This is a genomic window from Pustulibacterium marinum (assembly GCF_900116665.1).
In the GTDB taxonomy this organism is placed as follows: domain Bacteria; phylum Bacteroidota; class Bacteroidia; order Flavobacteriales; family Flavobacteriaceae; genus Pustulibacterium; species Pustulibacterium marinum.
The window spans coordinates 318,007-343,297 of sequence record NZ_FPBK01000001.1; the positions used below are offsets into that span (position 1 = coordinate 318,007).

At 35.0% G+C, this 25,291-nt stretch carries 24 protein-coding genes and 1 tRNA gene; 18 read left to right on the forward strand and 7 right to left on the reverse strand.

Annotated features, from left to right (window positions below):
• Positions 1-64: 64 nt before the first annotated feature.
• The 9 genes from BM383_RS01465 to BM383_RS01505 all read left to right on the forward strand — a co-directional run bounded on the left by BM383_RS01465 (position 65) and on the right by BM383_RS01505 (position 10,249).
• Positions 65-2,182: a glycoside hydrolase family 97 protein gene (locus BM383_RS01465; protein ID WP_093021990.1), complete on the forward strand. Its 2,118-nt coding sequence runs from the start codon at positions 65-67 to the stop codon at positions 2,180-2,182.
• A gap of 105 nt (positions 2,183-2,287) precedes the next feature.
• Positions 2,288-4,054 (forward strand): T9SS type A sorting domain-containing protein, encoded by a 1,767-nt coding sequence (locus tag BM383_RS01470; protein WP_093021993.1) that lies wholly within the window; start codon positions 2,288-2,290, stop codon positions 4,052-4,054.
• 99 nt (positions 4,055-4,153) lie between these two features.
• A complete protein-coding gene (locus tag BM383_RS01475; RefSeq protein WP_093021997.1) occupies positions 4,154-4,519 on the forward strand; it encodes a hypothetical protein in 366 nt (121 codons plus the stop codon).
• 75 nt (positions 4,520-4,594) lie between these two features.
• Positions 4,595-5,869 (forward strand): MFS transporter, encoded by a 1,275-nt coding sequence (locus tag BM383_RS01480; protein WP_093022000.1) that lies wholly within the window; start codon positions 4,595-4,597, stop codon positions 5,867-5,869.
• 109 nt (positions 5,870-5,978) lie between these two features.
• Positions 5,979-6,740, forward strand: coding sequence for a threonine/serine exporter family protein (locus tag BM383_RS01485; RefSeq protein WP_093022003.1), 762 nt, complete (start codon positions 5,979-5,981; stop codon positions 6,738-6,740).
• Positions 6,741-6,742: 2 nt separating this feature from the next.
• Positions 6,743-7,237 carry a threonine/serine exporter family protein gene (locus tag BM383_RS01490; RefSeq protein WP_093022006.1) on the forward strand — a complete coding sequence of 165 codons (495 nt, stop codon included), beginning with the start codon at positions 6,743-6,745 and terminating at the stop codon, positions 7,235-7,237.
• 41 nt (positions 7,238-7,278) lie between these two features.
• The gene (locus BM383_RS01495; RefSeq protein WP_093022009.1) at positions 7,279-7,848 is read left to right on the forward strand and encodes a hypothetical protein; all 570 of its coding nucleotides are present in this window, start codon (positions 7,279-7,281) and stop codon (positions 7,846-7,848) included.
• Entirely contained in the window at positions 7,836-9,638 is a 1,803-nt protein-coding gene (locus BM383_RS01500; protein WP_093022014.1) for an ATP-binding protein, read from the forward strand. Before BM383_RS01495 ends, BM383_RS01500 begins: the two co-directional genes overlap by 13 nt.
• Positions 9,635-10,249, forward strand: a complete 615-nt coding sequence (locus BM383_RS01505; protein ID WP_093022017.1) for a response regulator — start codon at positions 9,635-9,637, stop codon at positions 10,247-10,249. Before BM383_RS01500 ends, BM383_RS01505 begins: the two co-directional genes overlap by 4 nt.
• On the opposite strand, the gene BM383_RS01510 is transcribed toward BM383_RS01505, so the two are convergent.
• Genes BM383_RS01510 through BM383_RS01525 form a run of 4 tightly spaced genes read right to left on the reverse strand, consistent with a single transcriptional unit; the run spans position 10,246 to position 12,693 of the window.
• Positions 10,246-10,998 carry a UDP-2,3-diacylglucosamine diphosphatase gene (locus tag BM383_RS01510; protein ID WP_093022020.1) on the reverse strand — a complete coding sequence of 251 codons (753 nt, stop codon included), beginning with the start codon at positions 10,996-10,998 and terminating at the stop codon, positions 10,246-10,248. The genes BM383_RS01505 and BM383_RS01510 overlap by 4 nt on opposite strands.
• Before the next feature lie 49 nt (positions 10,999-11,047).
• A complete protein-coding gene (locus BM383_RS01515) occupies positions 11,048-11,497 on the reverse strand; it encodes a 6-pyruvoyl trahydropterin synthase family protein (protein WP_093022023.1) in 450 nt (149 codons plus the stop codon).
• A 40-nt stretch (positions 11,498-11,537) separates the two neighbouring features.
• Positions 11,538-11,921, reverse strand: a complete 384-nt coding sequence (locus BM383_RS01520) for a DUF3037 domain-containing protein (protein ID WP_093022026.1) — start codon at positions 11,919-11,921, stop codon at positions 11,538-11,540.
• Positions 11,899-12,693: a HipA family kinase gene (locus tag BM383_RS01525; protein WP_093023394.1), complete on the reverse strand. Its 795-nt coding sequence runs from the start codon at positions 12,691-12,693 to the stop codon at positions 11,899-11,901. The genes BM383_RS01520 and BM383_RS01525 overlap by 23 nt, the downstream gene beginning before the upstream one ends.
• A gap of 85 nt (positions 12,694-12,778) precedes the next feature.
• Between BM383_RS01525 and BM383_RS01530 the strand changes: the two genes are divergently transcribed.
• Complete coding sequence (locus BM383_RS01530; RefSeq protein WP_093023396.1) at positions 12,779-13,423, forward strand: 2OG-Fe(II) oxygenase; 645 nt, start codon at positions 12,779-12,781, stop codon at positions 13,421-13,423.
• On the opposite strand, the gene BM383_RS01535 is transcribed toward BM383_RS01530, so the two are convergent.
• From BM383_RS01535 to BM383_RS01545, 3 genes are read right to left on the reverse strand one after another with little or no spacing between them, the layout of a single operon-like run.
• Positions 13,424-13,603: a hypothetical protein gene (locus tag BM383_RS01535; RefSeq protein ID WP_093022029.1), complete on the reverse strand. Its 180-nt coding sequence runs from the start codon at positions 13,601-13,603 to the stop codon at positions 13,424-13,426.
• 3 nt (positions 13,604-13,606) lie between these two features.
• The gene (locus tag BM383_RS01540; RefSeq protein ID WP_093022033.1) at positions 13,607-14,362 is read right to left on the reverse strand and encodes an enoyl-CoA hydratase/isomerase family protein; all 756 of its coding nucleotides are present in this window, start codon (positions 14,360-14,362) and stop codon (positions 13,607-13,609) included.
• A 40-nt stretch (positions 14,363-14,402) separates the two neighbouring features.
• Entirely contained in the window at positions 14,403-15,734 is a 1,332-nt protein-coding gene (locus BM383_RS01545) for an MATE family efflux transporter (RefSeq protein WP_177229050.1), read from the reverse strand.
• 102 nt (positions 15,735-15,836) lie between these two features.
• Between BM383_RS01545 and BM383_RS01550 the strand changes: the two genes are divergently transcribed.
• The 8 genes from BM383_RS01550 to BM383_RS01585 all read left to right on the forward strand — a co-directional run bounded on the left by BM383_RS01550 (position 15,837) and on the right by BM383_RS01585 (position 25,259).
• The gene (locus BM383_RS01550; RefSeq protein WP_093022039.1) at positions 15,837-16,634 is read left to right on the forward strand and encodes a universal stress protein; all 798 of its coding nucleotides are present in this window, start codon (positions 15,837-15,839) and stop codon (positions 16,632-16,634) included.
• A 9-nt stretch (positions 16,635-16,643) separates the two neighbouring features.
• Positions 16,644-16,717 (forward strand) — tRNA-Ala (locus tag BM383_RS01555).
• Between the two features lie 251 nt (positions 16,718-16,968).
• A complete protein-coding gene (locus BM383_RS01560) occupies positions 16,969-18,186 on the forward strand; it encodes a site-specific integrase (protein ID WP_093022042.1) in 1,218 nt (405 codons plus the stop codon).
• A 97-nt stretch (positions 18,187-18,283) separates the two neighbouring features.
• Complete coding sequence (locus BM383_RS01565) at positions 18,284-18,880, forward strand: hypothetical protein (protein ID WP_093022045.1); 597 nt, start codon at positions 18,284-18,286, stop codon at positions 18,878-18,880.
• 140 nt (positions 18,881-19,020) lie between these two features.
• Positions 19,021-20,121, forward strand: a complete 1,101-nt coding sequence (locus BM383_RS01570; protein WP_093022047.1) for a Fic family protein — start codon at positions 19,021-19,023, stop codon at positions 20,119-20,121.
• Between the two features lie 347 nt (positions 20,122-20,468).
• Positions 20,469-21,188, forward strand: a complete 720-nt coding sequence (locus BM383_RS01575) for a hypothetical protein (protein WP_093022050.1) — start codon at positions 20,469-20,471, stop codon at positions 21,186-21,188.
• 28 nt (positions 21,189-21,216) lie between these two features.
• Entirely contained in the window at positions 21,217-24,009 is a 2,793-nt protein-coding gene (locus BM383_RS01580; RefSeq protein ID WP_093022053.1) for a TonB-dependent receptor, read from the forward strand.
• Complete coding sequence (locus tag BM383_RS01585) at positions 24,009-25,259, forward strand: DUF4249 domain-containing protein (RefSeq protein ID WP_093022056.1); 1,251 nt, start codon at positions 24,009-24,011, stop codon at positions 25,257-25,259. Before BM383_RS01580 ends, BM383_RS01585 begins: the two co-directional genes overlap by 1 nt.
• Positions 25,260-25,291: the final 32 nt, after the last annotated feature.

Genomic DNA, 25,291 nt, shown 5'->3' on the forward strand with positions numbered 1-25,291 from the left:
TGTTGCTGATAATTAATTCTTAACGGAATTATTTTATCTTTATAGCAAACAAACAATAGTTAAAATGCGAATTCTTAAAATACTTTTATTGGGATTAGTGGTTTCTTGTTCTTCGGAAAAGGTAACTAACGAAGAAAGTTATACCGTTAATTCTCCTGAAAACAACGTTGCTGTCAATTTCTTTTTATCTCCTGAAGGGCAACCAATGTACTCGGTGGCTTATCATAACAAAGCCGTGATAGATACTTCAAAATTGAGTTTTGAACTGATAAATGCTCCTGAATTAAAAAGTAATTTTCAGGTTACCAAAACGGAAGATTTAGCGGCCGATGAAACTTGGGAAATGGCTTGGGGAGAGCAAAGAACCGTTCGTAATCATTACAAAGGTTTGAAAGTTTATCTGGAAGAAAGATCAGATTTAAAACGGAAAATGAACCTTATTTTTAAAGTTTATGATGACGGAATAGGTTTCCGATATGAATTTCCTGAGCAAGAGAATCTAAAAGAAGTATTGATCAAGGATGAGCATACTCAATTTCAACTTACCGGAGATCATATAGTTTGGTGGCAACCGGGAGATTGGGATATTTACGAACATTTATACAACACAAGTACAGTTAGCGGAATCGATGCTATTAGTAAAAGAAATCATCAAGATTTGGCGCAGACAACCATTCCGGAAAATGCTGTGAATACTCCGGTAACCATGAAAGCTGAAGATGGTGTGCATATGAGTTTTCATGAGGCTGCTTTGCTCGATTATGCAGGAATGACGCTTAAAGTGAATACAGATGATTTATCATTGGAAAGCAATTTGGTTGGTTCCGCAAATCACGATTATAAAGTGAAAAGAACCACGCCTTTTGCAACGCCATGGCGAACCATTCAATTAGCCGATGACGCAGCAGGATTGATTTCATCAAAACTAATTGTCAACTTAAACGAACCGAATAAACTAGGGGATGTTTCTTGGTTTACACCAATGAAATACGTTGGTATTTGGTGGGAAATGCATCTTGGGAAATCTACTTGGGATATGAGCGCTTCTCAAGACATGAATAGTTTTACCAAAGCTTCTAAACCTCACGGCAAGCATGGTGCAACAACCGAAAACGCTAAACATTATATCGATTTTGCAGCTGAAAATAATATCAAAGGATTGTTGGTAGAAGGTTGGAACACCGGTTGGGAACATTGGATTGGTTTTGAAGATAGAGAAGGTGTTTTCGATTTTGTAACTCCGTATCCTGATTATGATCTGGAAGAAGTAGTGGAGTACGGAAAAGAAAAAGGTGTGCAATTAATCATGCATCATGAAACTTCTGCCGCACCAAGAACTTACGAGCAACAGCAGGACACGGCTTATGCTTTGATGAAAAAATTAGATATTCACTCTGTAAAATCTGGGTACGTTGGTAAAATCATTCCAAAGGGAGAATACCATCATGGACAATGGATGGTAAACCAGTATAACAACGCGGCTTTCAAAGCTGCAAAATATGAGGTTGCCGTAAACGCACACGAGCCTATCAAAGCAACAGGTTTGCGTAGAACGTATCCAAATATCATTAGTAGAGAAGGATTGCGTGGACAAGAATTTAACGCATGGGCTACCGATGGCGGAAATCCACCGGAACATTTACCAATCATAGCTTTTACAAGAATGTTGGCTGGCCCAATCGATTATACTCCTGGAATTTTCAACATCAAACTAGATCCTTATAAATCAGAAAATCAAGTAAACACTACTATTGCACAGCAGTTGGCGTTGTATGTAGTGATCTATAGTCCTATTCAAATGGCGGCTGATCTTCCTGAGTTTTATGAGGGACAACCAGGATTGCAATTTATCAGAGATGTAGGTGTTGATTGGGAACAAACCAAAGTGTTGAATGGTGAAGTAGGAGATTATGTAACTATAGCCAGAGAAGAAAAGGAAACCGGAAATTGGTTTTTAGGAAGTATTTCAGATGAAAATGCAAGAGATGTTGAGGTGAAATTAGATTTCCTAGATAAAGATGCAGATTATAAAGTAACACTGTATAAAGATGGGAAAAATGCTCATTGGAATGATAATCCAACCGATATGGAAGTAGAAACTTTATATGTAGATAGTTCTAGTACCTTAAAGCTTCATTTAGCTCCGGGTGGCGGCGCAGCGATAAGTTTTATGAAAATGTAAGATTTTATAACATTTTGATCGCATAAATAACTATCTTTTAGGCTACTTTGCAATCAAACTTTTCCCCCGAAAATCAATAAATAGTAAATTCAAACTAAAATTAAAATGAAGAAAAGTTACACAGGAAACTTCATAGTTTTTTTAATGTTGATGATAGGAGGAAATGCTTTTGCTCAGGAACTTACCTATGAAATTCCGTTAGAAGAGATGGTTTCCAATTCTGATGAAATTGTTGAAGGTAGCGTAATTCGTAAACAATCTTTTTGGGATCAGGGCAAAGCGAATATCTATACATTGAATACAGTGGAGGTTTACAAAGTTTTTAAAGGAATTTCTGTAGATACAATTACGGTAGTAACACTGGGAGGAGCTGTGGATTTACAAGCGCAAGAAGTACACCCAAGTTTACAATTAGAAACTGATGAGTTAGGACTTTTTATATTGAAATCAAATGATGTAACTTTTGAAACTCCAAGTGACTATCCTACTTTTAGTTCTTATAGTGCATCACAGGCATTTTTTCAATATGATCTAACGAATGATGAGGTGTTAAATCCCTATCATTCGTTTTCAAGTATTACCAATGATTTTTATAATGAAATAAAAGGGTTTACAGGTAAGGCTTATCAAGATGTTAAGCGCGTACGTATTGCATCTTCTATAGCTCATCAAAAAGCTCAGAAAGTTTGGAATACTTCGGCTATAACAGGTTTTACACCTACATCGGCTTCAGCAGGAACACATACGCTGTTAACCATTTCAGGTACTGGCTTTGGAACCGAAACAGGAACAGTACAGTTTAGAAATTCCGATACTGGAGGAACTACTTATACTTCTGCGTTGGACTCTCAAGTAATAACCTGGACAGATTCTGAAATTCAAGTGGAAATTCCAGCTCAGGCAGGTACAGGAAATATTCGAGTGGTAACAAGTTCTTCAAGCAATTTGGTTTCATCAGAAAATATAATCATAACCTATGCAGAATCCAATGTGCAATACAATCCTAGTACCGAGTTAATAGCTTTTCAAACTCAACACGTAAACGATAATTTTTTAGGTGGCTATACATGGCAAATGTATACCGACTTTGCTGATAATACAGCTGCCAATAATGCTTTTATGAGAGCATTTAATTCATGGGTTTGTGGAACGGAAATTAATTGGACGGTTGGGGCAAATACTATTGTAAATCAAATAGCTGCAGATGGTGTTAATGTCATTAGGTTTGATGTTGGTAGTGAGCTTCCTAATGGAGTCCTTGGAAGATGTACTTCTCGTTATGCAGGTTGTTTTATAGATTTTGCTTCCATGAGTTGGTATGTATCAGAATTAGATATTGTTTTTGACGCTGCTATAAATTGGAATTATGCAGAGGAAGATCCTTCTTTTTCTCAATACGATTTTGAAAGTGTAGCTGTCCATGAGCTTGGGCACGGACATCAGTTACTTCATGTAATAGATAGCAATGCAATTATGCACTATTCCATAACAAATGGTGAAACTAAACGTGATTTAAGTATTGATGATATTGCTGGAGGAACCGATGTGCAAGCGCGTAGTACTACTACTGCTCCGTGCACTCAAACATCGGCAACCACGCTAGATTGCCCAACGGCAGTGTTGACAGATATGATTTCAGAGAATATACGATTATACCCAAATCCGGTGAAAGAGAATTTAATGGTAGAAAATCCTGCGGGAATTCAATTTTCAGAAATTTCAGTGTACGATATGCGAGGAAGAAAAGTTGTGACTTTTGAATCTTCGGCAACTTTTATTGAGATTCCAATGATCAATTTAAAAAGAGGAGTTTATTTATTGAAATTCGTTTCAAAACAAATAAATAGTAGTTATAAAATTTTGAAAGAGTAATAGAATATGGTTCAGTAAAATTTTTGCTATTTTTATTTAGAATAAGTCTAAATAATTTGTATTTTTGATTTGATTATTTATGAAACTAGCAGAAATCAAATGAGTCACAATATAAGATATGTATATAAAAATGAATCGGGAATTACATTTTTCTGGTCCGAACCTAAATCGTATCTCTATGATAAAGTACAATTAATTTTTAGAGATATAGGATTCTATTTATCGATTCAAGAAATTAAAGATTTCTATAATTGTATCCAAGAAGCTAGAAGTAATACTAGTACCAATGGTTGTAGTAATTGTAATGGAAATAAGGAATGTAGGTCAATTTTGCTACAAACACCTGCCAAGCAAGTAGATCTGGCTGTGAGCTTTTCTGAGCTTTCTGGGATAGAAGATTTAATAAAAGGTACTCTTTTTCAAATAGAACTTCAGCATTATGTTATAAACTTATCTGCAAACTAAAGCTATTGAATTGATTTCAAACCGTTTTTTGACGCTACATTTGTACTTCCAAACCTTTTTAATTTGTAGTATTTGATGAAACAAAATCAAGCCTTTAGTGCCTTGCAGTACAGAGAATTTAATATTTTTCTCTTAGTTAGGTTTGCCATGGTATTTGCGTGGACTATGCAATTTGTGGTAATTGAATGGGAAGTTTATAGCCTCACAAAGAATCCTTTTTCATTAGGAATGATTGGCCTTATGGAAGTAATACCTGCAGTAACAATGGCATTATTTGCCGGGCATGTTGTGGATCAATCGGAGAAAAAAGTGCTTTTACAAAAGTGTATTTTAGGGTTTAGCGTCATCAGTCTAGGACTGTTTTTAATTACTTGGGACACGCTGGTTTCTGGCTGGGATCAACAAACTATATTATTATGTGTTTATACGTTGGTTTTTTTAGGTGGTTTTGTACGCTCTTTTCTGGGACCAACAATATTTTCTTTATTAGCACTTATTGTACCTAAAAAAGTATATCCAAATGCGGCAACGTGGAGCAGTTCTGTTTGGCAAGCAAGTGCTGTTTTGGGGCCGGCTTTAGCGGGGTTTACCATTCATTGGATAGGAGTCCACTGGTCAATGTGTTTAATAGTCGGTTTTTCTATTTTAGGTTTTGTTACACTGCAATTTATCAAACCAAAACCTATTCTAAATCCTAAGATTGGAGAACCTGTTTTTGATAGTTTAAAAGAAGGTGTTCGTTTTGTTTTTAATACCAAAGCTATTTTAGGCGCTATTTCTTTAGATATGATTGCCGTTCTTTTTGGAGGAGCAGTCGCTTTGCTACCGGTTTTTGCACAAGATATTTTAAAAGTAGGTTCCGAAGGTTTTGGAATTTTAAGAGCAGCACCGGCTGTAGGTGCGCTGATAACCATGCTTTTTACAGCCTTTATACCATTGAGTAGAAATGCAGGACTAAAGTTATTATTAGCTGTTTTCGGTTTTGGATTAAGTATATTGATATTTGGACTTTCTACCAATTTTTATATTTCTGTCTTCGCGTTGTTTTTAAGTGGAGTTACCGATGGTGTTTCTATGGTGGTTAGACAAACAATATTACAATTAAAAACGCCAGATCATATGCGTGGAAGAGTAGCTTCGGTAAACTCAATCTTCGTGGGTTCGTCTAATGAACTTGGTGCTTTTGAGAGTGGTCTTACGGCTAAACTAATGGGAACAGCAAGAGCCGTTATTTTTGGAGGAAGTATGACACTGCTTACGGTTATTGGTATGGCTATAGGTTCACCGAGTTTTAGAAGATTGGATCTTCAGAAAGAATTAGATGAACATGAAAACGATACAGCGTTGTAGTTAATAAATTGAAAAATCACATACTAGTTTTGAATATTTAATATTGTAATTTTATGAAGATTTTTAGCATGAGTTGGTCAGGTACTTCATTTGCATTTAATTTATATCTATGAAACGTCAAGAACCTGCTGCTGTGTCTTCCATTCTTTTGGAAACAGGAACTCTTCTTATGAGTTCTGGTGCAAATACCAATAGAGTGCGCATTACTATGAAGCGTATTGCAGAGAGTTATGGCTACCAAGCAGATTTTCTAATTACTCACAGAGCTATAATGCTTACATTAAAGCAGGATGAAAATCAGTTTTATAACGAAATAAAACAAGCAGCTCACTTTGCACCTAATTTCAGAATAGTAAGTGGTTTAAGTCGCCTTAGCTGGCAGATAAAGGAAGAACAGCTTTCTACAAATGCGGTAATCAATGAAATTTCACGACTAAAATCATTACAGCATTTTCCAAGGTGGCAAGTGTTGTGTATGGTTGCTTTGGCATGTAGTTCTTTTTGTAGACTAGCCGGAGGAAACTTTCTTGAAATGATGATTGTGTTTATGGCATCTTTTACTGGCTTATTCGTAAAACAAGAATTGGGTAAACGGAAAGTTAACGTTTACATGGGGGTGTTTTTAGCATCATTTATTACCACAATGATTTCTGGAGGAGTAGAATTATTGCACCCATATGAACATGATAATATGGCTTTTATAACTTCTATTCTCTACCTAATTCCCGGAATTCCGCTCATTAATTCAATGATGGATATTTTAGATGGTTATTCTCTCAACGGCATAGTTAGAGCTGTCACAGGCTTTGCTATTTCTTTTGCTATAGCAGCCGGACTTTTAATTGCATTGTTAATTTATCACGTTGTTTAATTATGGAGTATGTTGATTTATTAGAAAAATGGATATGGTTTGGTATTGCTGCCATTGGTTTTGCTGCGTTGTTCAATGTTCCTAAAAGAACATTACTCTCAGTTTTTATATTGGCAGCGTTAGGGGGAACTGTAAAACTGATATTCTTTTTTGTGACAGAAAGTGTTGTTATAGGAACATTGCTAGGAGCCATTACAGTAGGATTTCTTAGTGTTATAGCTGCTCATAAAAATCATACGCCACCATTTGTTTTGGCGATACCAGCTGTAATTCCTATGGTTCCAGGTTCTTTTGCATATCATACAATGAAAGGAATTATTCATTTGACCAATAATACGAATTCAGATCTTTTTGTTTCATTGTTGAATGATACCATGACTAATGGACTTAAAACAATGTTCATTTTGTTGTCAATAGCCTTGGGTGTTTCTATGCCAATGCTTTTAACTCGCAGAGAATCAGTGAAGGAGATAAAAATTCCATCATTGAAAAAGTAATCGTTATATCATTTTAAAAAAAAAATAAAAAATCCCCATATATGGGGATTTTTTCGCTTTTAATTTATATGAATATTTGTAGTCCTAATCTTTTAAATTTATTGCAAATGAAAGTCTATGATGTATGCGGTGCGTTTGATCCCGTAGCAAAAACTGTTCAAGCTAACATAATGTTACCAAAATTGAAACATGGAGGAACTTATGATTTACAACCCGATTTTTATAATATGTCGGTAACCAATTCTTCTAATAGAACATTTTATTTTATTCTCGGAGTCTTAAAAATTACAGGGGAAACCATACAAGATTTGGCAGAGTATAAAACGGATATGATTGAGCTTACAACATTGCCAAACTCGTCTATTTCTTTTTCTGCAGTTAAAAATCCTTTAAATATAAATATAGATTTAAATTCAGCTACGGCTCAAGATACCTTACACTGTTTAATCATGCATCAGCAAGATTTTGATTTAAATAATGGAGGTCTTGATATTTTAGAAATCATAAATGGAAATATTTTATCTTATATTGGTGGGCTAGATTATAAAGCCATGGTTTTTCCACCTAAAGGTGGTGGCGGACCAACTAAAATATCTGGATGTCAATTTTAAAAAATAGAAGTACTACCCGTTTATACTTGGCAACAATCTGTTGGATTGTTGCCTTTTCATGTTTTGCACAAAGTAATAGTATTACTGCTGTTGATAGTTTATTAACTACTGGTAATTATGATGAAGCTATACAGTTATACGAGCAAACAGATCTTGATGATTACACTGTTTCACAAAAAGCCCGGTTACAATTTTTAATATCAAAGGCTTACAGGTATCAAAATAAAATGGATTTGGAGCTTCAATATCTTATTCAGGCTCGTGAAAATTATAGCCAATTAGATAGTCTAGAAAAGTTAGATGAAATAAACCTTCAGATAATTCAAATTCAGGCAGATGTTACCAATGATTTTGAACAATCCAGAGCTTACGTAGAGGATTATATCATTGATGTTAAGAAAAGAAATGACCCCAAAATGCTTTCAAAAGCTTATAGAGAACTTGGGATTATTTTTTACCAAACAGGAAAATACCCCAAGGAAGCTGTTTCTTTTTTACGAAAAGCTACCGAACAGAGTAAAATTGTGGGTGATGAATATTGGGTTGCACGCAATTACCAAACTCTGGGAGCAACGCTATCAGATTACGATACAACAAAAATAGATTCTGCTATCTATTATTTTGATCAGGCGTTGAAGGTTTACAAAAAACTGAATCAAAAGAGTAGACTGGCCTTGTTGTACCTGAATTATGGTGTAGCGTACCATAAAATTGGAGAGTATCAAAAAGCATTAGAGGAATTTTATAAAGCAGATACTGCGAGTTTAGATGAGTTTAAATTGGCCGTAAAATCATATGTTCCTTTTTACAGAAAAGATACATACCTCGCATTGGGTGATTACAAAGCTGCTTATAAAGATACAGAGCTGTACCATGCTATTTACGATTCTATCAAAGAGCAAGATCAAAAGGAAAAGATCAAAGAGTTTGAAGTAAGATATAAAACAGCAGAAAAGGAACTAGAAAACCAAAAGTTAACCAGTAGAATCAAAGTTAACAATGTACTTCTTTGGGCCCTTTCTGGAGCCATTATTTTACTATTGATCATTAGCTTTTTGATATATAAATTTATTAGTAAGAAGCGTAAGATTGCAGAGCAAGAAAAAGCCCTGGAAACACAAAAAATGCAAACTGTTTTAAAAGAACAAGAGTTGCATGAAATAGATGTGATGCTAGAAAGTCAAGAAAAAGAAAGACAGCGTATAGCAAATGATCTACATGATAGTCTGGGAAGTTTACTTTCGGCATTAAAACTAAATTTCAATACGCTTGGTAGACGCGAGAGTAAAGATGAGGTAACTAAAAAACTCTATAAAAAGACCGAAGAACTTATCAATGAAACCTATGTACAGGTTCGTAATATTTCGCACTTAAAGAATTTAGGGGTTATGGGCAAAGAAGGACTTCTTTCAGCAGTTAAAAAGATGGCCGAAAAAATGACTGTAATCAATAGGTTGGAGTTCAAAGTAATTCCATTTGGTTTGGATGAGAGAATAGAAAGTAATCTTGAAATCACACTTTTTAGAATCATTCAGGAACTATGTGGAAATATTATAAAACATAGCGAGGCTACCGAGGTAAATATTTATCTTACACAGCATAAGAACGATCATTTAAACATAATGATTGAAGATAATGGAAAAGGATTTGACATAGCAATCTTGAAAGAAGAAAGATCGGGTATAGGTTTAAAAAATATTGAAAGAAAAGTAGAACAAATGGGCGGAACACTTACTATAGATTCAGCCAAAAACACAGGAACTACCATTATAATAGACATACCATTATGATACGAGTAATTTTGGCTGAAGACCATCAGGCACTTATCGACGGTATAAAGCTCTCTTTAGAATTTGAAGATAACGTAAATGTTATAGGAGAAGCGAATGACGGTGAAGCACTTGTATCTCTCGTAGATAAGTTGCGTCCCGAAGTTGTAATTACCGATATTCGAATGCCCAAATGTGATGGAATTGCAGCTACCGAAAGAATCAAAGAAAAACATCCACACATAAAAGTCATAGCTTTTAGCATGTTTGATCAACCAGAGGCCGTAGAGCAAATGAAAAAAGCTGGAGCATCTGGTTACGTGCGAAAAAATTCTTCTTTAAAAATTTTATTGAAAGCTATTTATGCCGTGGCAGAGGGAAAATCTTTTTTTGATAATAAGATCATAGTAGGAAATGATGAGGTTATCAATGAAGAAATTATACTCTCTAGAAGAGAAGAGCAAATTTTAAAATTTGTAGGGGAAGGATTTACTTCCAATGAAATAGCAGAAAAACTGAGTATTGGTAAAAGTACAGTGGATACACATCGAAAAAATATTTTAAGAAAGATCAATGCGTACGGCAAAACAGATTTAATGCGGTATGCTATTGAGAGAAAATATGATTTCTAATATTTTTTCAATTCTAATTTTTCGCCATCAAAAACGGCATAGGTGTAGTAAATAATCCAATCACCAAGATTTACATATTTAGATTGTTCATTCAACTGAATTTCCATAGGTAAATGGCGGTGACCAAATAAGAAATAATCGTAGTGGTTGGTGGCTAGTTTGCGTTTGCAATACTGTACCAGCCATTCGTTTTCTTCACCAAGGAATTTTACATCATCATCACCGGAAATCAATTTATTTTTGACCGAAAGATATTGTGCCAGCTTTACTCCAATGTCCGGATGTAACCAACGAAAAAACCACTTTGCAACTGGATTGGTAAACACTTTTTTCATGCGTTTGTACCCTTTATCACCAGGTCCTAAACCATCGCCATGACCTATAAAAAAAGAAGTGTCGTTGAAATGGAAAACTTTAGGTTTGTGATATACGGGAATATTTAGTTCGTCTTCAAAATAAGAATCCATCCATAAATCATGATTTCCTACAAAGAAATAAATAGGAATTCCAGCATCCGATATTTCAGCCAATTTTCCCAATACACGAACAAAACCTTTGGGTACTACGGTTTTATATTCAAACCAAAAATCAAACAAATCTCCTAACAGAAAGATAGCTGCAGCATCTTGTTTTACCTCGTCTAGCCATTGTACAAATTTATGTTCGCGCACCAAACTTTCTTCTTTAGTTGGCGCTCCTAAATGGTTATCCGACGAGAAATAGATTTTTTTACCCTTTGGTAATTGCATGCTTTTGGTTTATGGCTGTAAATATACTTGTTTTTTTGAAGTGCAAATTTTAGTTGTCGCTAGCAAACCATTCGGCATAGGACGACTCGGTTTCCTGTAATTTTAAAGCAAATAGTTTGATGTTTTCAGGTAATCTATCAGCTATTTTTTTAGCAAAATCAATTACCATCATTTCACTGGTAGGTTGATAATCTACCAGTAAAACATTGTGTCCGCGAGTAGAAAGTTCATGCGCCAACTCTACATGTGGTGTATTTTTGTTAAAAACTGTAGCATGGTCAAAAACATCTACAATTTCTTCTTTCACTATTTTTTTCAAATCCCCAAAGTCAATTACCATTCCGTATTTTACGTTGTTGTTGTCGCTGATAGGAGATCCTATAACGGTTACCGACAACTTATAGCTGTGTCCGTGCACGTTTTTACATTTTCCGTCATAGCCGTATAATGCATGTCCGGTTTCAAAGCTAAATTGTTTGGTAATTCTAATGGTACTCATGGCGTTTCTAAATTTGTGCAAAGGTACACAATCTAGCTCTTTATTGTACTAATTGGTTGAATAAGCTATTTAGAGTTGCTGATAAATCACTGCTAAAACCGGTATGGGGTCTAGAGGTTTGTATGCAAGAGCTTCTTACGGCTGTTAACCAACGAAACCTGTCGGCCAAATCCATTTCACCAATGCGGCCGCCTTCTTTAGTTCCTTTACATATTTTCTGAAACGATTGTAGGTTTTTTTCAAACATGTCTACATCGGCTTCTTTGTCAAACAGCATTATTTTTGCTGTATTAAGCTTGTATTGAACTGCCAGAAACTTTTGTCGTTTACAGAATAGAATAATCCCGGTATTCACGAATTCTTCTCGTTCTACCTTAGGTACAATTCGGATGACTGCGTATTCATATAAGTGTTTTTCGGGCATCTTGAGCTTCTTTTACAAAAATTTCTGAATGAGCAACACGGCGTATTAAAAACTGCGCATATACTTCGCGCATGCTGTCGGGCGTTTCCGATTCGTCTGGAGATACCAACCACGCATCCGGAATCAAGTTCACAATGGTTCGTAAAGCTTCTTCGGTAAGCATATTTTTAAATTTTGCATCTGCTGCTGCTAACTGAGAGGCTTGTGGCAACAATACATGGTCCTTGATAAATGCAAACGGACTTAACGCATGCTTTTCCCAATTTACCCAAGAGTGGTGAAAAAAGAATGATGCACCATGGTCTATCAACCACAATTCTTTATGCCACATTAGCATATTGGTGTTTTTAAACGTACGGTCTACATTGGTAATCAACGCATCGAGCCACACAATTTCTGAGGCTGTTTCAGCATCTACTTCCATCACTAACGGATCGTAATTAATAGCGCCCGATAAAAAATGAAGCGCTAAATTAAGCCCTTGACTGCCTTGCAATAAATCCTGAATTTCTTCATCTCCCTCGGTTCTTCCAAAGGCTTCGTCCAATTCGGCATATACAAGTTCCGGAATTTTAAATCCTAACAAACGGGCAATTTCGCCTCCTAATAATTCGGCAATCAAAGCTTTTTCCTGGTGGCCTGCTCCTCTGAATTTTACAACGTATTTAAAACCGTCGTCAGCATCGGCAAGTGCAGGCAAAGAACCGCCTTCGCGCAGCGCTAAAATATAGCGCATTACTTGTACGGTGCGTAGTGGAGTAGTTGCGTGCATTTTTTTTGAATAAAAAGCAAATGTACTAAAAAACATATCCCTAAATAAGATACATTTGCGCGTTTATTTTTTTGACATATAGTTGATAGTAGAAGAACTGTTTGAGCAATTGGATTTCGTTGAAAATCCGTGCTACGAAAAAGTGATTTCCGACCTGTTAGCCCAGCAATACAGTGTTGTTGATGATTTTTTTACTACGGAGCAAATAGTAGCGCTTCGTAACTCTTTGTTGCATAAACACGAAGAAGATGCTTTTAAAAAGGCAGCGATAGGCAACAAAGTGAATGAAAATATTTTGAAATCGGTTCGTGGCGATTTTATTTTATGGCTGAATGAGGCAGAAGCAAACTTAGCAGAAACTTCATTTTTTGAAAAAGTGAACGATTTTATTCAGTATATGAATAGAACTTGTTTTATGGGAATTTTGCACAAAGAATTTCATTATGCATTGTATCCGGAAGGCACTTTTTATAAGCGACATTTAGATACTTTTCAGAACGATGATCGCCGTAAACTTTCGATAGTTTGTTATTTAAATGAAGAAGATTGGCAACCTGAATATGGTGGCGAATTGGTCATCTATACCGAAGAAAATGGTGCTGAGGTTGAAAAAGTCTTCTATCCTTTTCCAGGTCGTGTTGTGATTTTTGAAAGTCAAATTTTGGAACACGAAGTAAAACCGGTAAAGCAACCTCGTTTGAGCATCACCGGTTGGTTGAAAACAAGATAATTAGCTGTTTTTATTTCTATTTTTCATATAAGAAAACAAGAGATAAGCAAAAGCAGCCAATACAATGAGCGGCAATAAATAACCTATAAGCACCCCGATGGCATAACCGTTGTCGGGTGCATTTTTTAGTTTTTCTTCTACCACATTTTCTTGAAGTAGTAGGATAAGCAGAGAATTCATGTATTATTTTTTAAATTTTGAAAGTGCTTTTTTAGTTTCTTCAGATAACGCCAATCTACCGGAAATTTCAGCATTGTCATACAGTAATTCTTCCCAGTCTTCAGTTCCTTTCCAAAGTGTGTGTTTCATAGCACGCAATGCCTTGCGCGCATAGGTGTTTAGTTTTTCGGCAAGTTCTTGTGTAGCTTGATCAAGACTTTCGGTATCTGGTAAAACCTGTGTGTACAAACCTGTTTCTTTTGCCCACTGTGCAGTTTTCCATTCATGAGCATTGAGTGTAATATCAGCCAATGCAGTTTTGCCAATTTTACGATCAACCGCAGGAGCAATTACAAACGGCCCTATTCCAATAGTAAATTCTGATAATTTAATGGAAGCTTTTTCTGTAGCTAAAACATAGTCGCAAGCCGCAATCAAACCAACACCACCGCCAACAGCTTTTCCTTGTACTTTACCAATAATTAATTTGGTACATGTACGCATGGCGTTGAGTACATTTGCAAAACCGCTAAAAAATGCTTTTCCGTCTTCAATAGTTTCAATAGCTACCAATTCATCAAACGAAGCACCTGCACAAAAGGCTCTATCGCCTTCACTCTCCAAAATGATTACCGAAATAGATTTGTTCAAAGATAGCTTATGAAATGTATCTGTAAGTTCTTGTAATAACGCTGATGGAAACGAATTACTTGCCGGATGCCCAAAAGTAACCGTGGCAATATTTTCTTGAATAGTAGTTTTTATAGATCCTGTTTGCATAAGAAAGGGGTTTGTCTTCAAAAATAAACAATAATTTTAGTTAAGAAGCATGTAAATATTTTCTTCTGAATTGCCATACAGGTCCGGCAGAACGAATCAGCATCCAAACGGTAAAAGCAATCCAGATTCCATATAATTCTAAACCAGTATAATAGGTGATTAAAAGTGTTGGGATAAAACCGAAAGTAGTTGCAATGATCAGTAAGTTTCTTAGAAACTTTGCTTCTCCCAAACCTTTAAAAATTCCATCAAACATAAACGCGACTGCATTGATAGGCTGCATAGCTAGCACAATCCAGAATACCGAAGTGAATTTTGATAAAACGTCTGTATCTTTATTGAAAAGCAATCCAATATTTTCATAGAAAACACCACAAATCAACATTAAAATTATAGCGATTACAATAGCGTATTTGCAAATATCCAAAGCTAAATTCCACAATTTTTGATAGGCTTTCTCACCCAGTAATTTTCCTGAGATGGCATTTCCTGCGTTGGCATATCCGTCAATAAAAAATGAGAAAAATAGCCAAATGTTCATTAAGATGCTTTGAGCCGCAATGGTATTTTTTCCGTAAATAGTAGCAAATCTGTTGGCTAAAACCATAGCCACATTCAAGAAAAAAGTTCGTACAAATAAATTCAAACTCATCAATACCAAAGGTTTTAAGTTGGGATTGATATTTTTACTCAGGCGAAAGCCAAAAGGTGTTTTCTTTAAGTAGAAATAAATGGCCATGCAAAACATAACCAATTGAGCCAAAACGCAAGCAATAGCTGCCCCTTTCAAATGCATGGCAGGGATAAAATCTTCAATACCATAAACCAAAGCAAAGTCAAGCGCTACATTCACTAGAGCGCCAACAAGGCTGCATAACATTGCCCACAAGGTATTTTGCATTCCTCTAAAAACCCCAAATAAAGCAAAAGTGATAAGCGTAAGTGGATATCCAATGGCTCTTATGACGTAATACTCTTTGGCGTATTTCAAAATGCGACCATCAGCTTCAAAAATTCCAGAGAAAATAAATTCCGAAAAAGTGACTGTAATCACATATAAAAAAATACTCAAAGCCAAGTTCATGAGTATTGCTTGAGGAACCAGCGTTTTTACCGCATGCAACCGATGTTCTCCTAAATGTCGGGCTACAGTGGCTGAGATGGCGGTTTTGGTTTGAGCTAAAATCCAGATAAGTGCCGAAAGAAAAGAACCTACAATTCCGGCGGCGGCAAGTGCTTCTACAGAGTTGTCATCAACATTTCCAATCACGGCAGTATCTGTAAGCGAAATCAATGGTTCTGCTATACCCGCAAAAATTGCAGGAATGGCAAGCTGGTTGATTTCTTTGAAAGTGACTTTAACCTGTTTCATTTGGGCAAAGTTCGGTATAATGCTCGAAAGTGAAAAGCAGAAAAGTTATTCAGCATAGAAATCAAAAAATAAATGCTATTTTTAAGGAAACACAAATGGTTTATGAAAAATATTTTGGTTCCTATAGGCACTTCTGAAAATGCTGTGCATACGTTGCAATACGCCGTAGATTTTGCTAAAGATTTTATAGCAGATGTGTATGTGATGCAAGCATACACAGTTTTGGCTACCATGGGTATGAACTCAAATGTGCATGAAAAAGTGGCGCAAAGTAGTAGCGGCCAGATGGAGGAAGTTATAGCTCAAATAGATTCAAAGGGGGTACAAATAAAAATTCTTACGTATGAAGGAAGTGTGCTTGAAGCTATAGCCGCTGCGGACAAGGAATTAAAGCTAGATTTGATCATCATGGAACCAAAAAGTACCGATATTCGAGATGAATTATACCTTGGTAAAACTTCGGGTAGTATTATCAAACAAACCGATATTCCTGCATTGATAGTTCCTGAAGGATGCGCATACGAATCCATGAATTTAATTCTCACTGCTTTTAAATCGGGCATCGTTAAAAATAGAAGCACGTTGGCTAGATTGAAAGAGATAAAAGAAAAGTTTGATGCTCAAGTAACTTTGCTATTAGTGAAAACTCCGGGATACGAGGAAGAAGACCTTGTCATTGATTCCGGACTTAAAGAACTCAGTACCGAAGTATTGAAAACCGATAACGCGACTACTTTTCAAGGAGTTTTAGAGCATTTTCAATCGGTGAATCCAAAGCTTTTATGTGTGTTTCGAAGAAAGCGTGGATTTTTTTCCAAATTGTTAGAAAAAAACGTAATATTGAAGCGCGATTTTCACTGCAGTATTCCATTACTTGTGCTTAGTGTGAAAAAGTACTAGAATAGTTTTGGGGATGTAGCTCAGCTGGCTAGAGCGCTTGACTGGCAGTCAAGAGGTCGTGGGTTCGACTCCCATCTTCTCCACTAAAACGATTACAAGACAAATCAAAATCCCGCAAAACACCAGTGTTTACGGGATTTTTTATTTTTTATGAATTCATCTGATAGCAATTGAAAGCATAAAAAAAGGGGGCTATTCGGGGGCTATGCGTTTTTCAAAAAAATAGCCCCCTTTTTTCTTCAGATAGCTTGATTTTACTGTAGCTCACAAGATTTCTTTAACATTTATAAAATATTGATTTTATACCTTTAAAAGGAATTAAAAGGGGGCGATTATGAGTTATGTTGTATCGATTTTATTTTTTATTAAAAGAAACAAGAGAAATTCCAAAGGGTTAAGTCTTATTATTTGTAGAATAACCTATGAAGGGAAGAGAGCAGAATTTAGTACAGGACGAAGTATTGATCCTGATAGTTGGAATCCTAAAACCAATAAAGCTTTGGGAAAATCTATGGAGGCTACCACTTTAAATCAGCATCTAATATTGCTTAGAAATAAGATACATAAGATAGCTGATAGGTTTGCAGAGGAAGAAATCTCGATTTCAGCAGAAGCTTTGAGAGATGAGATTACCGGAAAAGGGGCTAAAACTAAATTGGTTTTAGAAGCTTTTGAGGAGCATAATGAAGAGGTAAGAAGTTTAATAGGAAATGGATATGCCGAATTAACTGCGGTTCGGTATGGTGTAGCAAAAGATCATTTGGAACGTTACATTAAATACAAGTTTAAAAAGACCGATTATCCTATAAAGGATATTGATTATAAGTTTATCAAAGAATATGAGTACTTTTTGAAAACAAGAAGGAAGTGTGCTCACAATACGGCTGTGAAGTATATTTCTAATTTCAAGAAAATTATCCGTATTGCTTTGGCACATGATTGGATTGATAAAGATCCGTTTTACCACTGGAAACCCAATTTAAAAGTGGTAGACCGTGAGTTCTTAACCAAAGAAGAAATACAGCAATTAATTGATAAGGATTTAGGAAGCGATCGGTTAAACCAAGTGAAGGATATTTTTGTGTTCTGCTGCTTTACTGGTTTAGCTTATATCGATATCAAAAACTTACGTATGGATGATATTGTTATTGGGCTTGATGGTGAAAAATGGATTAAGACACGAAGAACCAAAACCAAGACCAGAACCAATGTACCCTTATTAGCTGTTCCGGCAAGCTTAATTGAAAAATATAAGGATAGAGAGAGGTTGCCAGGTGAGGAAGGTATATTGCCTGTACCAACCAATCAGCGAATGAATGGCTATTTAAAGGAAATAGCTGAGCTGTGTGGCATTAAAAAAACACTGACAACACATTTAGCCCGACACACTTTTGCGACAACTGTAACGCTCGCAAATGGAGTTCCTATTGAGTCCGTTAGTAAAATGCTTGGACATAATTCACTAAAAACTACGCAGCACTATGCTAAAATTTTAGATAAGAAAGTTAGTGAGGATATGGCACTCTTGAAAAAACGATTGGGGGAGTTATAGTTTAATTATTTTGGATAAATTAGTAAGTGACTTCAATATAATTGTATTTTTATATTAATAGGTGTCTCAGATATGAGATGTAGATAAACTTTGAATCATGAAATATTTCCTAATATTTACTTTCTTTTTAGTTATTGGCTGTAATGATTCAGTAGATAATTTTCCTCATTATAAAACTATCAGAGTTAATAATTTAGACTTGAATTTGAAGTCAGATAGAGCTTTGAATAAAATATCTAATCTACTTAACGGGGGTAATGAGCTTTATAGCTCCATAGATACAGAAGGAAGATTTCCAGCAGTAACTCAATGTGAAGTGTTTTTTCAATTAAGTGAAGAAAACAAAATTTTATATTTAAGAAAGACGTTTTACAAAGATTTTTCCATGTCTAAATTGCAAGGTTTTATAGATTATAAGCTTCCAATAAAAGATATTGATGTAAATAATTTGGGTTTTACAATTGAAAGTTCAGGGATGTATAGAGGTGAGTATGCTCACTTTGAAATCAATTCAAAGTATAGTAATGAAGAGGCTTTTGGCTACTGTAGCTCTCGTGTTGATGAATCAGGTAACATACAACAAATAGGAGACGTTAGTAATACTAGATTTTGCTTTTTCCCTGTTAAGGTAGAAGTGGCACGAACATTAGAAAAGCAGCTTAAAATTTTTATTGAAAATTTTGACCAGAAATGATTCTATTTGATAGATGTTTCTTTTAATCCTGCTTAAAAGAATAAATCAAAATTACTCAAGTTGTTAAATGAGCCAATTAAAACTATTAATCGGCTCATTTTTTTAGTATATTTGAGCCGATTATCTAAAATAATCGGCTCATGATGTACAATTGGCAATATAAAAACTGGCCTCAATTTGAGTATGATGCATCTGCCATAGATGCTATTGTACTTGAATTTGCAGCAGAAACCGGAGAGGTAAAAGGGATTATAGATTCCTTACCATCCGATTTTCAGCAGGAAACTGTATTGCAGTTTATGATCGATGAGGCAATAAAAACTTCTGAAATAGAAGGTGAGTATTACAGCCGTAAAGATGTGATGTCATCTATTAAGAATCGTTTGGGAATGGGTGAAACCACTCAAATTAGAGACATCAATGCCAAGGGGATTGCGGAGCTTATGGTAGAGGTTTGTGAACATTTTGCCTCTCCACTAACAGAAACATTGATTAAAGATTGGCATGAGGTATTGTTTGCGAAATCTAGAGCTATACTCGGAGGTGCTTATCGAATAGGTGATGAACCCATGGTTATTGTTTCCGGTGGCTACGGTAAAGAAGTTGTGCATTATGAAGCACCACCTTCCAAAAGTATTCCAACTGAAATGGAACAATTTGTAGCTTGGTATACAAGTTTTGCCACCTCTCCAAAGGATCTAAAAGCAGCACTGATAAAAACTGCTATAGCGCATTTGTATTTTGAAAGTATACATCCGTTTGAAGATGGTAACGGGCGTATTGGTAGAGCTATTGCAGATAAATGTTTATCAGAATCTTTAGGTCGACCTTTAGTAATGAGCCTATCTACAACCATAGAACAAAATAAGAAAGCCTATTATGATGCCTTACAGTTAGCCCAGCAGTCCTTAGAAATTACAGATTGGATTGTCTACTTCTGCGAAACTATGTTAGCGGCACAACAGTATGCAAAACAGTTGATTCGATTTACACTAAGCAAAGCAAAATTTTTAGATGCTCATAGAGGTCAATTAAGTGAGCGCCAACTAAAAGTAGTGCTTAAAATGCTAGACAAAGGAATAGCAGGTTTTGAAGGAGGTATGACTGCCAAAAAGTACATAGCTATTACCAAAACTTCTAAAGCTACCGCCACCCGTGATTTACAGGATTTAGTTGATAAAGAAGTGTTTACTTCTATTGGGGCTGGTAGAAGTGTTAGGTATGAGTTGGTGATTGATTAAGTAGCAATTACAATTGTTATAGTTGTAGGCCGTTGGGCAGTAGCTCAAAGTCCTATTCTACGAACGACAATAACGCAATTCAAATTACAGAAGAGAGGTTATTTAAGGATGCTAACATACTATAAGGGTTAATATCATTTTTTAAGTATGAAGTAAGTAAATTTTGAGACGAATTTTATGATCAATTTTTCATGGACTTCTCCACCATAAAAACTTGAAAACCTCTGCAAATTTTGCAGAGGTTTTTTGCTTTGAAAAAGGCTATAAGATGTTAATTCTTGCAAGTGTAAGTATCTACTGGTGTTTTTTTTATACTTTTACTTTCAACCAACAACCTATACTGTGTTATGAAAACTATTTCTACGACAAAGAATTTGTTTTTTTGTCTTGTGCTGAGTTTCTTTTTTTCAGGATTTTCACAAACGAAAGAACAGCAATTCATTGAGGCACACGATGCTAAAACCGGAGAAGAAAATCTTGCGGTATATAATGGTTCAGTCCATATAAATAAAGACGTAGTACAAGAAAATGAAAGTAGATATCTGTATGATGAATACCATAATTGTACAGTATTTTATTTAGGGCAAACTTTTTACAACATTAAATGTAAATACGATCTTGTAGAGGATAAGCTTGTAATTCTTCCTTTTAATTCAAATTCTACAATTGGTATTAATGCAATAACCATGGCTGTAGATTCATTTTATATGGCAGATAACAGTCAAAAATTCATCAATATAGATCAGGCTGCTTTTTCTGCTGAAAAAGATGGTTTCTATGAAATATTGGTAGCAAATGATGGTATTTCATTGTTTGGAAAGCATTCAAAAAAGAAATTTCAACGAATTATAGATAGAAAAACATTTGATGTGTTTCAAGAGCGCACTGACTTTTATGTAGGTTACCAAGAAAAGTTGATAGAGGTTTCCAATAGAAAATCAATAGTAAAACTATTTCCGGATAAAGAAGAGGAAATAAACAGCTATTTCAAAAGTCAAAAACAATTACAAAAGAAAGACTTTTCATTATTTCTGAAAAAATTGTTTCTTCAAATTTCAGCTTCTTAAGTATACCATTTTTTAACCAACTAACTAAATGACTAAAATAACCTTAAGCTTATTTTTAATGCTGTTTTCCTGTGTAGTTTTTGCGCAGGAAAAGGATAATTATAGCATAACTTTTTCTAGTGATAATCTAGAGGCAGCCGTTCTGAAGATAGAAGCAGAGACCAATTATAAATTTTACTTTCAGGAAGAATGGATGAGTGCGTATGATCATTTATCACTTAAGCAAGAATTTAAAGATCAACCAATCGAAGCTATTTTATCATATGTATTTTCAGATACAAACTTGAATTTCTTGATACTGAATAGCGATGTGATACTCTCAAAAAATATTTTAATCCATACAGATTTTCCTGGCTTAGTTAGCAGAAACTCTCAAGAAACGGAAGTGAATGTCAATAATGCGCCACTATTCTATAAAGAGTTTGAAACTGATGAGAATGAAATTGTACAAAGTAATACAACTAAGAAACAAGAAAAGGAAGCTTTAAAATTTATAGGTAAAGAAAATAAAAACGTTGCCCAAAATAAGTTTTTCACTATCACAGGAATGGTGTCTAGTAGCAAAACAAAGGAGGGAATTCCAAATGTTTATCTACGAACAGAGAATACCAAATATTCAGCTGTAAGTAATATCAATGGCTATTATTCTCTTCGATTACCGGTAGGTTATAACAAACTTCTTGTTTCTAGTGTAGGTTTCAATACCATTGAGCAAGAAATAGTTATGTATAGCAATGGAGAAGTAAACTTTAGTTTGCTAGAAAGCGTTACAGAGCTTGGTGAAGTGGTGGTATCTACGCATAGAAATGAAATAATTAAAGAAACTGCCGTAGGTGTAACTACTGTAGATGTAGAAGGAGTTAAAGAAATACCCATGGTTCTTGGAGAACGAGATATTGTAAAGGTAGCCTTAACAATGCCCGGAATAAAATCGGCAGGCGAAGGAGCACAAGGATTCAATGTGAGAGGTGGAAAAGCAGATCAGAATCTTACGCTGTTAGACAATGCTTTGGTATACAATCCATTTCATATGTTCGGTTTTTTCACAGCCATAAACCCTTATACCATTAGTACTGTAGATATCTATAAGGCAAGTATCCCAAGTGAATATGGCGGAAGACTTTCTTCAGTAATGAATATAAAAACGAAAGAAGGTAATTATGATAAGTTTGAAGGCGAAGCGGGTATTGGTCCTGTAACAGGAAATGTAAAAATGAGCACACCATTGTTCAACAAAAATGCAAGTTTGATGGTAGGTGCTAGAGCAACGTATTCGGGCTGGATTTTAAAGATGCTAGATGATAAAGATTTAAAGAATAGTGATGCTAGTTTTTATGACGGAATCGTAAAATATAGCCATAAGATTAATGAGAATAATATAGTGAGTGCTACCGGTTATTACAGTAAGGATAAATTTAATATTTCAGCTGATTCCTTGTATGAGTATAGTAACAGAGTGGCTTCCATTCATTGGAAACATGTAATCAATAGTAAGAATAATTTCAATTTACAACTAAGTAATAGCGAATATAAATTCGGAATTAATTATCGTAATAATCCGGGAACCAATTCCGATTTTGGATTTAAGATCAATGAGACTCAATTAAAGTTGAAGTTTAATTATTACCTTAACAAAAAGCATAAATTGTTTTATGGAATCTCTAGTAAGCTTTACAATTTGAATCCTGGATATTTGCATCCGTCAGATATAGAAACTTCCATAGAATCGGTTGATTTAGAACAGAAAAAAGGATTGGAGTCAGGATTGTTTTTGCAAGATGAGTTTACAGTAAATGAAAAGCTTACGGTAAATGGAGGACTTCGTTTTTCACTATTTAATGCAATGGGGCCGGCTACACAATATTTCTATGAAGATGGCTTGCCAAAAAGTAATAGTACAGTAACCGGTTCTGAAGTATATGATGATAATGAATTTTATAAAACATATTCTGGATTGGAATATAGACTTTCCTCTCGTTATGCATTGAAGGAAGATTTAGCGTTGAAATTTAGTTTTGATACCAACTATCAATACATTCACATGCTTACCACAAATACCACACAATCTCCAACAGATACGTGGACATTGTCAGATTTAAATATAAAACCACAGGCTTCTCAACAGGTTTCTTTAGGTATTTTTAAAACGCTTGAAGATGATATGTACGAGGTGAGTATTGAGGGGTATTATAAAAAAATGAAAAATGTTTTAGATTATAGAGTTGGTGCAGAAATGTTTTTGAATGAAACCATAGAGCAAGAAATAGTGCCGGCCGAAGGAAAAGCATATGGAGTAGAATTTCTTTTGAAGAAAAACCTTGGCAAATTCAACGGATGGTTGTCTTACACCTATTCAAGAGCATTTTTAAGAACAACTAGTCAATTTGATGATGAGATCATAAATAACAATCAATATTATCCTGCTAATTTTGATAAACCTCATGATGTCAGTTTAATAGTTAATTATAAGTTGACAAAACGCTATAGCTTTAGCGGAAACTTTGTATATCAAACAGGGAGGCCTATTACCTATCCAATAGGTACATACCAATTTGATGGAAATCAATACACCGCGTATACGGATAGAAATAAATTTAGAATTCCAGATTACTATCGTTTAGATCTGGGAATTAATATCGAAGGAAATCACAAAATTCAAAAATTAGCCCATAGCTTTTGGAATATATCAGTATACAATGTGTTGGGAAGAAACAATCCTTATTCTATTTATTTTGTAAATGAAGATAACAAGGTTAAGGCCTACAAGACCTCTATTTTTGCAATTCCTGTACCTACCATAACCTATAATTTTAAATTTTAATGAAATTAAACCTATATAAAATAATATCAGCATTTATAATCATCATGGTAGCAGTAGGTTCTTGTACAGAGCCATATAATGCAATAAGTGAAAGTTATGAATCCTTATTGGTTGTAGAAGCAACCATAACAGATAGCATACAGCAACATACAGTACTATTATCTAGAACCAATGCTGTTAATTCATATGATAGAAATGTAGAGTCAGGCGCAGAAGTTTGGGTAGAAAGTAGTACAGGAGAAACATTTCAATTTTCAGAGTCAGACGAAGAAGGAACTTACCTTTCAAATACAGAATTTGCAGCACAACAAGGAAATACCTATACACTACACATTACCACTAGTAATGGTAGAAAGTATGTATCCAGTGAAGAAGAGACACCACAAAAAACTGAAATTACAAATGTTTATCCAGAAGTAGCTACAAATGATATAGGTGTTGAAGGAGTTAAGGTTTTTGCCGATGTTTCTGGTACAGATGGTTCTCCGGTGTTTGTAAAATATGAATACACAGAGCAATACAAAATTGTTACGTTGGTTGATGTACCCTATGATTATACTTTGGAAAATTTGGTGCGAGATACCAATTATGAAGACGGAACTTGTGAAACAGACTTTGATCTTGTATTTACCGATAGAACTGAAAACTCTAGTATTTGCTATTCTTTTCCTACAGTGTCTAATACCATAATTCAAAACAATTCGGCAAGCTATAGTGGAACAGAAATTCCGTATACTGAAGTGAATTTTATAGCAAAGGATGAATACAAACTTAGAGAACGGTATTCTATTTTGGTAAGAGCATATTCTCAGAGTTATGATTCATATCAGTATTATAACCTTGTTCATAAAATGAATGAAAACGATTCTGAGCTTTCGTCACAACAACCTGGCTATATAAAAGGGAATATACATTCAGATGAGGATGAAGATGAGAGAGTATTTGGTTTTTTTAATGTTTGGTCATTGAGTCAAAAAAGAATATTCTTTGATTATACAGATTTTGGTTTCCCGCAACCAGATTATTTTGCTGAGTTAATTTCCGTTGAAATTAGCAAAGGAGAAACTCCGTGCCCTGGACCTACGAACAATGATTCTATAGTAATTTTGCGAGGGAGAAATTATCAGCTCAATGGACTTTTACCAGGAGCAATTGGAATTCCTGGGGGGTATAAGTTTGTAAACCCTGCTTGTTCTGATTGTAGAAGTAGGGGAGATAACGTTCCTCCAGATTATTGGGAAGAGGAATGATGATGTTAAAACTTAAGTTATTGAATTAACTA

Excerpts from the sequence above, each read along its gene's own strand:
- BM383_RS01515 (WP_093022023.1), bottom strand. The coding sequence starts at position 11,497 with ATGAGTACCATTAGAATTACCAAACAATTTAGCTTTGAAACCGGACAT.
- BM383_RS01565 (WP_093022045.1), top strand. The coding sequence starts at position 18,284 with ATGAAATATTTCCTAATATTTACTTTCTTTTTAGTTATTGGCTGTAAT.
- BM383_RS01545 (WP_177229050.1), bottom strand. The coding sequence starts at position 15,734 with ATGAAACAGGTTAAAGTCACTTTCAAAGAAATCAACCAGCTTGCCATT.
- BM383_RS01535 (WP_093022029.1), bottom strand. The coding sequence starts at position 13,603 with ATGAATTCTCTGCTTATCCTACTACTTCAAGAAAATGTGGTAGAAGAA.
- BM383_RS01465 (WP_093021990.1), top strand. The coding sequence starts at position 65 with ATGCGAATTCTTAAAATACTTTTATTGGGATTAGTGGTTTCTTGTTCT.
- BM383_RS01520 (WP_093022026.1), bottom strand. The coding sequence starts at position 11,921 with ATGCCCGAAAAACACTTATATGAATACGCAGTCATCCGAATTGTACCT.
- BM383_RS01470 (WP_093021993.1), top strand. The coding sequence starts at position 2,288 with ATGAAGAAAAGTTACACAGGAAACTTCATAGTTTTTTTAATGTTGATG.
- BM383_RS01495 (WP_093022009.1), top strand. The coding sequence starts at position 7,279 with ATGGGGATTTTTTCGCTTTTAATTTATATGAATATTTGTAGTCCTAAT.
- BM383_RS01500 (WP_093022014.1), top strand. The coding sequence starts at position 7,836 with ATGTCAATTTTAAAAAATAGAAGTACTACCCGTTTATACTTGGCAACA.
- BM383_RS01475 (WP_093021997.1), top strand. The coding sequence starts at position 4,154 with ATGAGTCACAATATAAGATATGTATATAAAAATGAATCGGGAATTACA.
- BM383_RS01480 (WP_093022000.1), top strand. The coding sequence starts at position 4,595 with ATGAAACAAAATCAAGCCTTTAGTGCCTTGCAGTACAGAGAATTTAAT.
- BM383_RS01585 (WP_093022056.1), top strand. The coding sequence starts at position 24,009 with ATGAAATTAAACCTATATAAAATAATATCAGCATTTATAATCATCATG.
- BM383_RS01575 (WP_093022050.1), top strand. The coding sequence starts at position 20,469 with ATGAAAACTATTTCTACGACAAAGAATTTGTTTTTTTGTCTTGTGCTG.
- BM383_RS01505 (WP_093022017.1), top strand. The coding sequence starts at position 9,635 with ATGATACGAGTAATTTTGGCTGAAGACCATCAGGCACTTATCGACGGT.
- BM383_RS01560 (WP_093022042.1), top strand. The coding sequence starts at position 16,969 with ATGAGTTATGTTGTATCGATTTTATTTTTTATTAAAAGAAACAAGAGA.
- BM383_RS01510 (WP_093022020.1), bottom strand. The coding sequence starts at position 10,998 with ATGCAATTACCAAAGGGTAAAAAAATCTATTTCTCGTCGGATAACCAT.
- BM383_RS01540 (WP_093022033.1), bottom strand. The coding sequence starts at position 14,362 with ATGCAAACAGGATCTATAAAAACTACTATTCAAGAAAATATTGCCACG.
- BM383_RS01490 (WP_093022006.1), top strand. The coding sequence starts at position 6,743 with ATGGAGTATGTTGATTTATTAGAAAAATGGATATGGTTTGGTATTGCT.
- BM383_RS01525 (WP_093023394.1), bottom strand. The coding sequence starts at position 12,693 with ATGCACGCAACTACTCCACTACGCACCGTACAAGTAATGCGCTATATT.
- BM383_RS01580 (WP_093022053.1), top strand. The coding sequence starts at position 21,217 with ATGACTAAAATAACCTTAAGCTTATTTTTAATGCTGTTTTCCTGTGTA.
- BM383_RS01485 (WP_093022003.1), top strand. The coding sequence starts at position 5,979 with ATGAAACGTCAAGAACCTGCTGCTGTGTCTTCCATTCTTTTGGAAACA.
- BM383_RS01550 (WP_093022039.1), top strand. The coding sequence starts at position 15,837 with ATGAAAAATATTTTGGTTCCTATAGGCACTTCTGAAAATGCTGTGCAT.
- BM383_RS01570 (WP_093022047.1), top strand. The coding sequence starts at position 19,021 with ATGATGTACAATTGGCAATATAAAAACTGGCCTCAATTTGAGTATGAT.